An 11,763-nucleotide genomic window follows, 5' to 3' on the forward strand; every position below is an offset into this window, starting at 1 on the left:
TCGGTTACTTTTATAGTAATCCTTTATCGGTAAAAACTTTACGTAAATCCTCATCCTGATTTGTCAGGTATGTCTGGAATCCTATTTTATCCGCTATTTCTATATTTGCCTTTCCGTCGTCAAAGAATAAAGTTTCGGCAGGTTGCATTGCGGAATCTTGAATGATGAAGTCAAATATCTCCCTGTCGGGTTTAGCGCAACCTATTTCATAAGACAGATAGCATTTATCGAAATAGTCTTGTATTGGTATACCTTCCGGTGAAAATTCATGAGTCATGGCCCATCCCATAATAGACGGATTTGTATTGCTGAGTAGATAGACCTTATATTTTTTTCGGAGTTCTTTCAGCAGTTGGAATTTATATTCCGGAATATGATCCAAAAAGCCGAGCCATGCATAATCGATCTGTTCAGCAGTTATATTTTGATTGTTCGACATTTTACGAAACTCTTTCAAAAAGTTCTCTCTGTCTATTTTTCCCTCTTCGTAATCGAGGAAAATGCCTTTTTGGCGGAATTCGCCCAAATACTCATGGATATTAGGAAAACCGATTTCAGTAAAGCGGTCGAGCGCTTTTTGCTTGTCAAGACTGATAATCACCCCTCCAAGGTCGAACAGGATGTTTTTAATGTTTTTGTTCATGAATCTTTGTATTATTCTTTATAATATTAATACTACGAAGTTAGTTATTTATTCCTTATCGGAGGCCATTTTTTAGATTTGTATTTGTATTTTTGTTAACATTAAAATTAATAGAAGTGCTCCATAAAACCAGAGGTTTAGTATTAAATACCATCAACTACAACGACAAATATGTCCTTGCCCAGATTTTCACCGAATCGTTCGGAAAGGTAACGTATATGGTATCGAAGGCTAAGGGAAAGAATACGAAGGCGCCAAAATCTCTTTTTTCACCTTTAGCTATTCTCGACCTTGAAGTGGAGCATCAGGCATCACGGGATATACAACGCATACGGGAAGCCCGTGCCGATATATATCTGTATGGCATATCGGGTGATTTAGGGAAGACATCTATGGCATTTTTTCTATCCGAATTTCTTACCCGTGTATTGAGAGATACAAATGATAGCAAGCTGCTTTTCGGATTTCTGGAGCAGTCGGTACAGATACTGGAGATGACTGATGAGAGTATATCTAATTATCATTTGGTATTTATGCTTAAGCTCAGTCACTTTCTCGGATTTTATCCCAATCTGGAAGAATATTTACCTAATAGCCTGTTTGATATGATAAATGGAGAATTTGTGCTGTATCAGCCATTGCATAAGCATTTTCTGAACAGGGCAGAGAGTAAGTCCCTTTCAGTACTAGCACGCATCTCGTATGAAAATATGCATCATTTTGTGTTTTCGCGGCAAGACCGTATAAATATAATTAACCGGATGTTGGAATATTATCGTTTACATCTTTATGATTTTCCTGCATTGAAATCACTGGATGTATTACATGAATTATTTTAGATGTTAAGGATTTCAGGATTAATTTCCGTAAACTTGTATATTAAAGAACTCATACCCAAAACATGACACTGGAAGAAGTAAAGAATTCATATAAAGATATTATTGAAAAAGAAAAGATAACCCTTTCGAAACTAAAAAAGACTATATTTCAGATAGGTACCCTACGACTTGTCATCGTACTTGTATGTATTGCCTTCAGCTATGTCGCTTGGGACGATGCACCAGTTGTATTTGGCATAATATCAGTTTCTATTATTCTTTATCTTTTCGTCATGAAATATCATAACCGTTTGTTCATTCAAAAACGGTATTGTGAACTACTTATAGAAAATGCCGGAAATGAACTAAAGGGGATAGATTACGATTTTTCTCCATTCGACGGCGCCTCGGAAATGGCTGACCATAACCACAGTTACAGTGTCGATCTGGATATGTTTGGTCATCATTCATTTTTTCAGTCTGTAAACAGGACTGTTACTTCATTTGGTAAAGACAGGCTGGCTGATACTTTACTATATCCGTTCGAGAAGAAAGAAGATATATTGATGCAACAGGAAGCCATAAAGGAATTAGGAGGTAGGATAGATTTGCTTTCTCATTTCAGGGCAATAGGACAGATGACTGATGCCGAAAATTTGAATATCCCGTATTTCTCCCAGCAATTTATGCAGACAAGGCTTTTATCAAAGAGCTTTTGGCGGTATTTTGTTTATATTGCTCCGGTTTTATCTATTCTTGTTCTCGTGTTGTCGGTTATTGGCCTGATACCTTTTCCGGTATTAGGTTTATGTTGGACTGTCTTGTTCTTTTTGAGTCTTGTTCCCCTAAAAGATATAAGAAAAAAGATGGATCTCTTTGAAAAGAAAATAGAAACACTCGATACTTATTCCAAACTGTTCAAGATAATAGAAGAGGAGCAATTCGAATCTCCTTTGTTAAGCAAGATACAAACAAAGGTAAAAGACGGACAGTCTGCTTCGCTTGCGATACATCAGTTAAAGTCGCATAGTAACAATCTCGACCAGTCTTCAAACGTGCTCGGATTATTAATCCTTAATCCCTTCTTTTTCTGGAATGTCATCTATTCGATAAAGATTGAGAAATGGATAGTCCTTCATAAGGAGAATATCGCTATCTGGTTGAAAGTATTGGGAAAATTCGACAGCCTTGCTTCGTTAGGTACATTTGCATACAATAATCCCAACTATGTTTATCCAGAGGTATCGGATACTTTTATGCTGGAGGGCAAAGATTTAGGACATCCGATGATAAATCGCAATGTTTGTGTCCGTAATGATGTGACTGTAGATAAACAGCCATTTTTTATTGTAGTTACGGGAGCGAATATGGCTGGCAAAAGTACCTATCTTCGTACCGTCGGTCTGAATCTTGTTTTAGCTTGTGCAGGAGCGCCCGTATGTGCAACTTCATTAAAGTTTTATCCATATAAGCTGGTTACCAATCTACGTACGTCCGATTCCCTAACTGACAATGAATCTTATTTCTTCGCAGAGCTGAAACGGCTGAAAATGATAATCGACCGTTTGCAATCGTGTGAGCAATTGTTCATCATCTTAGACGAAATCCTTAAGGGGACTAACTCGGAGGATAAGCAAAAGGGATCCATCGCTTTGATGAAACAATTGGTATCGCTAGATGGGAACGGCATTATTGCTACGCATGACCTTGTATTGGGGAATCTTGAAAAAGAGTTTCCTGATTCGATAAAGAATTACCGTTTCGAAGCGGATATTACCGGCGAACAATTATCTTTTACTTATAAGATTCGTGAAGGTGTTGCGCAGAATATGAATGCCAGTTTCCTGATGAAAAAGATGGGTATAACAGGATTATAATAAAACGACATGGAAGACTTTAACCGACGAAGAAAAGAACTGAACAGCCTGATGGGTGATACGGATGAATTTTTCAGAGAATTTGGAAAATTAGATGACAATACTTATTCGGATGGCGTTATTCCTAAGAAGTATAAAGAATTGACCGGTTTGTCTATTTCAGTTCTGACAAGATGCGAAGAGTGCATTCTTTACCATATTCAGGCTTGTCTTGAAGAAAATGCATCAAAGGAAGAAATAATAGAAGCTATAAAGATAGGTGTCATCGGAGGAGGTTCGATAACATATCCGTCGGCCAGATTTGCTTTCAGTGTTTTACAAGATATGAAGATTATATAGTTATGGAAGATATTCTGCATTATGTATGGAAATTCAGGCTTTTCCAAAAGGATTTGAAAACAACAACAGGTCAATCCGTTGAAGTTATAGATGTCGGATTGCCCAATACGAATGCAGGCCCTGATTTCTTCAATGCTAAAATTAAGATTGAAGATAAAATATGGGCGGGAAATATAGAGATACATAAATCGTCTGACGATTGGATGAAACACAAACACCATGAAGATGAGAATTATAATTCCGTAATACTACATGTAGTAGAAAAAGCTAATTGTGAAGTATACAATCAATCGGGGCAGTCTGTTCTGCAATGTGAAATTACTTACCCGAAAAATATCATGGAGAATTACGATTTCCTGATCCATTCCAATACTGATATTCCATGCTGCAATTACATTGCTTCCATGCCTGCGTTTCATCTGAGTTCGTGGATGAATACTCTTTTGATAGAACGTATGGAGCGGAAGGCCAATCATATCGAAGAATTGTTGACGCGTTTTAATAACTCGTGGGAAGATGCGTTTTATGTAATTCTTTGTCGCAATTTCGGTTTCGGCCTAAACTCCGATTCTTTCGAACGTCTGGCATTGAGCTTACCATTGAAATATATTCAGAAACAGGGGGATAATCTTATCCAGATCGAGGCCTTGTTGTTCGGGCAATCGGGTATGCTAGACAACCTGAAAGTAAACGACGACTATTTCTCTCTGTTGCAAAAGGAATACGCTTTCCTGAAAAATAAATACGAACTGAAATCGTTAGATTCATATGTATTTAAGAATCTGCGAACACGGCCTACGGCTTTTCCTCAGATACGGATAGCCCAGCTGGCTGCTTTATTACACAGTTCACATGGATTATTTTCTAAAATCATATCTTGTGAAGATGTCGGGCGTATCAGGTTGATGTTTCATGTTAACGCTTCAGAATACTGGCAGACTCATTATGCATTTGGCGTGACATCGGAACGTAAGGTCAAGTTTCTGGGTGATGCATCGTTGGACATTATACTAATAAATACTGTGGCGCCTTTTCTTTTCATCTATGGCAAAAGTATAAACAGCGATACTCATTGCGAACGTGCTCTCAACTTTCTTGAGATATTGAAGCCGGAAAGGAACTCGATTACAAAACGATTCGAAAAGCTTAAGATGCCTTTAAACAATGCGGCAGATTCACAGGCTATCATACAATTGAAACGCGAATATTGTGAAATGCGTAAATGCCTGTTTTGCAGGATAGGGCATCAGTTGCTTACTTGCTGATCATACACAACATATATATAAACTTGTAGCAAAATGAAGTATATAGACCTCTTTAACCATCTGAAAAAGATCGAGAATTATACAGATAGTGAGATTGAGATAGATCATCATCTTGTTATCCGTAATTTCACATTCGAATCCAATTACCGCTTTATTCTTCCCGGCGGCTTGGGTAATAACGACGACTATGAATATATTCCCAGTGTACCGCAGGATTACGAGCCGGATGTTATCCAGAAGATGCTTAATAAAAAGGATTCCGAAATAACAGAGAATATCAAATTCCGGTATCATATGATAATGCCTAAAAAGGAGGACAAAGCCAAAGGTATAATCTTCCTGTTTCACGGCTTCAATGAAAAATACTGGAATAAGTACCTGCCTTGGGCTAAGTATATTGCAGAGAAGACGGGCAAATCCATTGTAATGTTTCCTATCGCCTTTCATATGAATCGCGCTCCGGCAACATGGAGCAATTCCCGCGAGATGTATCATGTGAGTGAGCAGAGGAAAATGCGTCACCCGGATGTTATTTGCTCCAGCTTGTCTAATGTGGCTATCAGTACACGTTTACATAACAAGCCGCAACGGTTTATCTGGTCGGGTTTGCAGAGCTACTATGATGTAATAGATTTCGTTGAAAATATTAAAGAGAATCTGCATCCGGCAATAGATAAGAATGCTACGATAGATTTCTTTTCATACTCTATAGGCACTTTCCTCGGTGAAATTCTGATGATGAGCAACAAGGACGGACATTTTACCAACTCGAAATATGCCACTTTCTGTGGAGGGGCGGTATTCAACCGCTTATCTCCCGTCTCGAAATTTATCCTTGATAGTGAAGCGAATGTAAGCCTTTATTCATACGTAGTGGAACATTTGGAGAGCCATATGAAGCGAGATGAAGTACTTCGTCATTATATGCATACTCATCCTGAAGGCAACAATTTCCGTAGCATGCTGAATTATCGGACGCTCACTAAAGAAAGGGAAGAACGCTTCAGGGAAATGAGTCATCAGTTCTATGCAATCACATTGGCGAATGATGAGGTCGTACCTACTTATGAAGTTATCAACACATTGCAAGGCTCTTGCCGTGATATTCCTATTAAGGTAGAAACCTTGGACTATCCATATAAATATATCCATGAAGATCCGTTTCCGGCACTTCCGCGAATTGCAGATGAAGTGGATAAGCAGTTCCGTTTTACATTTGATAAAATAAGTGATTTTTTAAAATAACTAACGTACCTATGAACAAGCATTTTAAAGTACTATTATTAGCCATCTTTTCAGTATTCTTTTCCTCGTATGTCAAGGCGCAGGAAGTAGTAAAACTCTTTAACGGACAAGACCTGTCCAACTGGAACTTCGTGTTAGAGAAAGAAGACGTTCCGGCCGAAAAAGTCTATTCTATAAAGAACGGAGTCATCCATATTATCGGCGAGCCTTTGGGCTATATGTATACAAAAGAGAAGTATAGCAACTTCCACCTGCATGCCGAATGGAAATGGCCGGGAGGAGTAGAGTCGAACAGCGGGATATTCCTGTTAATCGAAAGTGCGGACAACCCATTCCCGAATGGTGTAGAATGCCAGCTTAAATCTGGAGATGCCGGAGATTTCGTTTTACTGAATGGTTCGGACTTGGCAGAATATAAAGTACCTGAAAGCGGACGACCTAAATTCCCTGTTGTACCGAAAGCTAACAAATCGAGCGAGAATGTTCCCGGAAAATGGAACTGTGCCGATATATATTGCTATGACGGAAAGATTACCGTATATATCAATGGTGTATTCCAGAATAAAGGTACAGATAAGGTCAAAGAAGGACATATCGGTTTACAGAGCGAAGGTAAGGACGTCCAGTTTCGCAACGTATTGCTGACTCCTTTACCTTAAGATATAATTGAAAATAAGAGAAGAGGGGAGAATGATATCATTTTCCCTTTTTTAATTTGTATGTAATGATCTTTGCTGCATGAGCGGAGGCTCCCGGTTTGCCGAGTATATCTATTATTCTGTCATATTCAGCCAGCATGTTATTGCGGTAGGGTAAGTCGTTCAGTAGCTTATTGGTTTCGTACTGAATAGTCTTTACAGAAAAGAACTTGGCAAATAGTTCCTGTACTACTGTCTTATCAGCAATCAGATTGACAAGGGATATATACTTAGTATGTAGTATATTCTTAAATACCCAATATACGACTTGCGGTATCGGGGTCTTATAGCAAACTACTTGTGGAATCCGGAATAATGCGGTTTCTAAAGTTGCTGTACCGGAAGTTACCAAAGCGGCTTCAGCGTATTCCAGCAAACGGTAGGTTTGTCCGAAAACAATGCTGCAAGATTTATCCCCGATGTATTTCTTATAGTAATCCGGATCTATACCCGGTGCTCCGGCGATTACGGCCTGATATCCAGAAAAGCGTTCTATTGCTTCCAGCATCGAAGGCAGATTGTCTTTAATTTCCTGTTGGCGGCTTCCTGCTAAAAGGGCTATTATTGGCTTTTCTTCCAGTTGGTTCTGTGAGAGGAAGGTTTCCTTTGTATCATCCTTATTCTCTGCTCTGAAATTAGCTACAGCATCTACTACGGGATTGCCTACATAATCGATATGGTAATTATGTTTCTTATAGAAATCTACTTCAAATGGAAGTATAGAAAGCATTTCATCCACATACTTTTTGAATGACTTCACCCTGTATTCTTTCCATGCCCATACTTTTGGAGAGATGTAGTAGTATACAGGTATTTGAGTATTTGTCTTGATATACTTGGCTACTTTCAGATTGAAGCCGGGATAATCTATAAGTATGAGCACATCCGGCTGAAACTTGATAATCTCCTCATTACACATTTTCATGTTGCGCAGGATAGTTCGTAGATTCAGCAATACGGGAATGAAGCCCATAAATGCCATCTCCCTGTAATGCTTAACAAGCTTTCCGCCCTGTATCTGCATAAGGTCACCGCCAAAGAAACAGAATTCGGCATCCGCATCCTGCTCTTTCAATGCAGCCATCAGGTTCGAACCGTGTAAGTCACCTGACGCTTCTCCCGCAACAAGAAAATACTTCATAAGAATCAGTTAACAGTCATCAGTTAGCAGTCAACAGAAATACTATCGTATGATAACTCATAACTTATAATTTATAACTATACTAATTTCTCCCAACTCTTTATCATCTCCAGATGATCGTGGTTTGTCATATCCACTTTGACCGGAACGACGGAAACATATCCTTGATTCAGCGCCCATTCATCTGTCATTTCATCATGTGGCTCGTCGTTTTCAAATGAACCTGTGAGCCAGTATATTTGTTTGTTCGCCCCGTCTTTGGACGGCATAAATTCATTCACCCATTGTCCGGCTGTCTGCCTGCATATTTTCACCCCTTTTATGGCTTCACCTTTAGGTATGTTTACATTGAGGCACGTTCCGGCAGGTAACCCATCTTTCAATACCTGTTCGGTAAGCATCCTTGTATATTTATGGGTAGCGGAGAAATCAGCATTATGATCATGGTCGAGCAGCGAAAATCCTATGGACGGCACCTTAAAAACAGCACCCTCGATTGCAGCTCCCATCGTTCCCGAGTACAGTACGGCAACAGCAGCATTCGATCCGTGGTTAATACCTGAAAGAACTATATCCGGTTTCTTCCCTGCGAGTTCGCTTATGCCTAATTTCACACAATCTACCGGTGTCCCTGAGCAACTATAGATTCTCACATCTCCTTCATTCTTTATCAGATGTATCCGCAACGGTTGCAGTGAGGTAATAGCACTCGACATACCCGAGCGGGGACCGTCCGGCGCTACAACTATTATCTCACCTAAACCCTTTACACTTTCTATCAGTTCGTTTATGCCTTTTGCCTGATACCCATCGTCGTTAGTAATCAGTATCAGAGGCTTTTGATTCTCCATATTATAATCTGTATTTATCCTTTTCGAAGAACAAAGATACGTCAATATTTTCTAATTCACTTGTGCTATTTTTATATCCTTGTTAATTTATGGTTATTATTCCAAATCCTTACAGGATGTACGTTACTGCTTAGCCAATAATTATTACCTTTGGGGAAAATCTTTATAAACGAAAAATCTAAAGCGATGAAGAAAGTGAGTATGAGCATCTTGCTCTTCCTTATGCTTTCGATCACTGTATTCGCTCAGCAGCAGTATCGGAGGCCTGTAAAACCTACTAAGAACGTAATTGTTATGATACCCGACGGCACTTCTATCGGTGTAGTTTCGGCTGCACGCTGGTATCAGATTTATAACAAGCTGGGCGGTCAGAATCTGGCTATCGACCCATATATGTGCGGAACCGTCAAGACGTTTTCCTCAAATGCTCCTATTGGCGACTCTGCTCCGACAACTTCTTGTTACATGACCGGAATGCCGCAGCGGACAGGTAATGTATCTATTTATCCTGTAGCCGATCCGGAAAACGATCTTATTCCTGTCGATCCTCAAATGGCATACCAGCCTTTGGCTACGGTTTTAGAGGCTGCAAAATACCAGCAGAACAAAGCAACCGGACTTGTTGTAACAGTTGAATTTCCCCATGCTACTCCTGCTGATTGTTCAGCACATCATTACAACAGAGGCAAATATGATTATATAGGTTCACAAATGGCTTATCAGAATCTCGATGTAATGTTCGGAGGAGGTAATTCTATTCTTACTGATGATATCAAGCAGCACTTCAAAAATACAGGCACAAAACTGATACAGGATGATATCAAAGCCTTCAAGTCTTTCAACGGCAGAGAAAAAGTTTGGGCTCTTTTCAAAGAGAGAGATTTACCTTACGATCTTGATAGGGATGCCAGTGAAGTACCGTCTTTGCAGGAGATGACAGAGAAAGCATTGGAAAGATTATCCAAAAGCGAGAATGGCTTTTTCCTTATGGTAGAAGGCAGCAAGATAGACTGGTCGGCTCATGGCAACGATGCTATTGGCTGTATTACCGAATATCTGGCATTTGACAAGGCTGTAGCTTCTGTTATGGAATTTGCTAAAAAGAACGGAGAAACCACAGTGATAGTTCTTCCCGATCATGGCAATAGCGGATTTACTATCGGACGCCGTGATCTGAAAAGTTACGATAAGGCTACTTTCGACGATCTCTTTAAGAATGTATCCAAATACAAGAAGACCGGGGAAGGCCTCGAACGCATACTATTGAAGTCGAAGCCGGAACAATTTAAAGCTATCTTTAAGGAATATACCGATATCGATCTTAAACAAGAGGAACTCGATCTGTTGCTTAGTTCGAAGAACTATAAAGAAGCCGATTATATGAAGGTGAGCAACAGTGTGAATATGGGTTCGAGTATCATTAAGATTATGAATGCTCATACATATTTCGGGTTCACTACCGGAGGACATACCGGTGAAGAAGTTTTCCTTGCTGCTTATCACCCTAACGGGGATATACCTGTGGGTATGAATACCAATATGGAGATCAATCAGTATATGTGTGCTGCTCTCGGCTTATCTACATCCCTGCCTGAAATGACTAAAGAGGTATTCGCCAAGCATACCGAAGTGTTTAAAGGTATGGAATATACGATAGATAAATCGACGGACTTCCCTGTATTGAAAGTTAAGAAAGGCAATACAACACTGACTGTTCCGGCATTCAAATCGGTAGTTTATCTCAACGATCAGCCTGTAGCATTACCTACAGTTGTAGTGTATATAGATAAGAACGATACTTTCTATCTTCCTAAAAGCCTTGCCGGTAAACTATAATACCTGATGTAAAAAGAATAAGAAAGGACTGAATTTTCAGTCCTTTTCTTTTTTATCTTCCTAAGCTTGCCATATTTACCGAATCGAGAACGGTTGCCATTGTTCCCTTATGGAGATAATACCATACGGGATTTTTGCTTACAGGCTTGACGTTACCGTCCGGCTTATAGAATGTCCGCTCGATTTCGTTATCGCAAGTAAAGTATTGGCTTAAGTCAATTTCGTCTTCCCCTTTAGAGGCTACAATGAATGCACGGCCTCCGATAACGAAGTATCCGTAAGGCTTTTCACCGTTACTGAACATGTTGCACCACGAATTGTCTATAGCTGTCACGTCGAAGTGAAGTTGTCCGTCTTTCTTAAAGAAAGCAATCTTTGTGGCAGGCCAGAGAAAACCTTTATTCTTACGGAGTATCATGCCGTGAACGTCAGATGCAACGAATTCTACAACTTTGTCTGTTACTTCGATATAAGATAAGGTTACTTTGTCTTTTTCAATCTTGATACGTGGTGGTGAAGCTAAAATTGAAATGGAACCCGCAAAGATGAGGATGAACAGTAGTTTTGATTTTAACATAATATATATTGTCATTAGTTTAGTACAATACAAAAATAAAAAAACTTTCTTCTCTAATCAAGTGATTTTAAGTTAATTCGCAATCAATAAGATATAATTAATAATATATGGTTTTATTGGATTTACAAATTTTAACTGTATTTGGTTAAAAAGTAACAAAGGTAACTTTTTTGAGCTATTAGCTGATAGCTTTTAGCCATTAGAATTTTAGTTCTTTTGTGTTCACATATATTAACTATATTTGGTTAAAAGGTAACAAAAGTAACGGATTTATAGTTGATAGCTTTTTGCTTTTAGCCGTTAGCTTTCAATTCAAAAAGTAACAAAAGTAACAATATTTAAATGATTACTCTGTAACTTGTAACTGTCCGCAGGGCGAAGTAACTCGTAACTAAAATACTATTTCAAAGAACTATCGGCTAATAACCAATTATATAGATAATTCTATAAGAGAAAAATTCCTCTGTTTTGAA

11 protein-coding genes are annotated in these 11,763 nt (G+C 39.0%); 7 read left to right on the forward strand and 4 right to left on the reverse strand.

Annotation, left to right across the window (positions count from 1 at the left end; all coding sequences use genetic code 11):
• Positions 1-10 precede the first annotated feature (10 nt).
• Complete coding sequence (locus K348_RS0105815) at positions 11-643, reverse strand: HAD family phosphatase (protein WP_029903871.1); 633 nt, start codon at positions 641-643, stop codon at positions 11-13.
• A 116-nt stretch (positions 644-759) separates the two neighbouring features.
• Between K348_RS0105815 and recO the strand changes: the two genes are divergently transcribed.
• From recO to K348_RS0105845, 6 genes are all read left to right on the forward strand, one after another.
• Entirely contained in the window at positions 760-1,482 is a 723-nt protein-coding gene (gene recO / locus K348_RS0105820; RefSeq protein WP_029903873.1) for a DNA repair protein RecO, read from the forward strand.
• Positions 1,483-1,544: 62 nt separating this feature from the next.
• Complete coding sequence (locus tag K348_RS0105825; RefSeq protein WP_029903875.1) at positions 1,545-3,338, forward strand: hypothetical protein; 1,794 nt, start codon at positions 1,545-1,547, stop codon at positions 3,336-3,338.
• A gap of 9 nt (positions 3,339-3,347) precedes the next feature.
• Positions 3,348-3,677: a carboxymuconolactone decarboxylase family protein gene (locus K348_RS0105830; protein ID WP_029903877.1), complete on the forward strand. Its 330-nt coding sequence runs from the start codon at positions 3,348-3,350 to the stop codon at positions 3,675-3,677.
• Between the two features lie 2 nt (positions 3,678-3,679).
• Positions 3,680-4,942 carry a DUF2851 family protein gene (locus tag K348_RS0105835; protein ID WP_029903879.1) on the forward strand — a complete coding sequence of 421 codons (1,263 nt, stop codon included), beginning with the start codon at positions 3,680-3,682 and terminating at the stop codon, positions 4,940-4,942.
• A gap of 33 nt (positions 4,943-4,975) precedes the next feature.
• Positions 4,976-6,187 carry a DUF6051 family protein gene (locus tag K348_RS0105840; protein WP_029903881.1) on the forward strand — a complete coding sequence of 404 codons (1,212 nt, stop codon included), beginning with the start codon at positions 4,976-4,978 and terminating at the stop codon, positions 6,185-6,187.
• 11 nt (positions 6,188-6,198) lie between these two features.
• The gene (locus tag K348_RS0105845) at positions 6,199-6,846 is read left to right on the forward strand and encodes a DUF1080 domain-containing protein (protein ID WP_029903883.1); all 648 of its coding nucleotides are present in this window, start codon (positions 6,199-6,201) and stop codon (positions 6,844-6,846) included.
• A gap of 37 nt (positions 6,847-6,883) precedes the next feature.
• Here the strand turns inward: K348_RS0105845 and lpxB are convergent, their stop codons facing one another.
• Positions 6,884-8,026 carry a lipid-A-disaccharide synthase gene (gene lpxB, locus K348_RS0105850; RefSeq protein ID WP_029903885.1) on the reverse strand — a complete coding sequence of 381 codons (1,143 nt, stop codon included), beginning with the start codon at positions 8,024-8,026 and terminating at the stop codon, positions 6,884-6,886.
• Between the two features lie 77 nt (positions 8,027-8,103).
• Positions 8,104-8,877: a 5'/3'-nucleotidase SurE gene (gene surE, locus K348_RS0105855; RefSeq protein ID WP_029903887.1), complete on the reverse strand. Its 774-nt coding sequence runs from the start codon at positions 8,875-8,877 to the stop codon at positions 8,104-8,106.
• 186 nt (positions 8,878-9,063) lie between these two features.
• Here surE and K348_RS0105860 point away from each other — a divergent pair, with 186 nt between their 5' ends.
• Positions 9,064-10,713: an alkaline phosphatase gene (locus K348_RS0105860; RefSeq protein ID WP_029903889.1), complete on the forward strand. Its 1,650-nt coding sequence runs from the start codon at positions 9,064-9,066 to the stop codon at positions 10,711-10,713.
• A gap of 52 nt (positions 10,714-10,765) precedes the next feature.
• Here K348_RS0105860 and K348_RS0105865 read toward each other — a convergent pair whose 3' ends face one another.
• Positions 10,766-11,290, reverse strand: coding sequence for a hypothetical protein (locus K348_RS0105865; RefSeq protein WP_156032791.1), 525 nt, complete (start codon positions 11,288-11,290; stop codon positions 10,766-10,768).
• Positions 11,291-11,763: the final 473 nt, after the last annotated feature.

It is taken from the genome of Prevotella sp. 10(H) (assembly GCF_000711235.1).
Classification (GTDB): Bacteria; Bacteroidota; Bacteroidia; order Bacteroidales; family Dysgonomonadaceae; genus Dysgonomonas.

Bases quoted from the DNA above. Each gene is read 5' to 3' on its own strand.
- K348_RS0105835 (WP_029903879.1), top strand. From the start codon at position 3,680: ATGGAAGATATTCTGCATTATGTATGGAAATTCAGGCTTTTCCAAAAG.
- surE (WP_029903887.1), bottom strand. From the start codon at position 8,877: ATGGAGAATCAAAAGCCTCTGATACTGATTACTAACGACGATGGGTAT.
- K348_RS0105845 (WP_029903883.1), top strand. From the start codon at position 6,199: ATGAACAAGCATTTTAAAGTACTATTATTAGCCATCTTTTCAGTATTC.
- K348_RS0105860 (WP_029903889.1), top strand. From the start codon at position 9,064: ATGAAGAAAGTGAGTATGAGCATCTTGCTCTTCCTTATGCTTTCGATC.
- K348_RS0105830 (WP_029903877.1), top strand. From the start codon at position 3,348: ATGGAAGACTTTAACCGACGAAGAAAAGAACTGAACAGCCTGATGGGT.
- K348_RS0105840 (WP_029903881.1), top strand. From the start codon at position 4,976: ATGAAGTATATAGACCTCTTTAACCATCTGAAAAAGATCGAGAATTAT.
- K348_RS0105815 (WP_029903871.1), bottom strand. From the start codon at position 643: ATGAACAAAAACATTAAAAACATCCTGTTCGACCTTGGAGGGGTGATT.
- K348_RS0105865 (WP_156032791.1), bottom strand. From the start codon at position 11,290: ATGTTAAAATCAAAACTACTGTTCATCCTCATCTTTGCGGGTTCCATT.
- lpxB (WP_029903885.1), bottom strand. From the start codon at position 8,026: ATGAAGTATTTTCTTGTTGCGGGAGAAGCGTCAGGTGACTTACACGGT.
- K348_RS0105825 (WP_029903875.1), top strand. From the start codon at position 1,545: ATGACACTGGAAGAAGTAAAGAATTCATATAAAGATATTATTGAAAAA.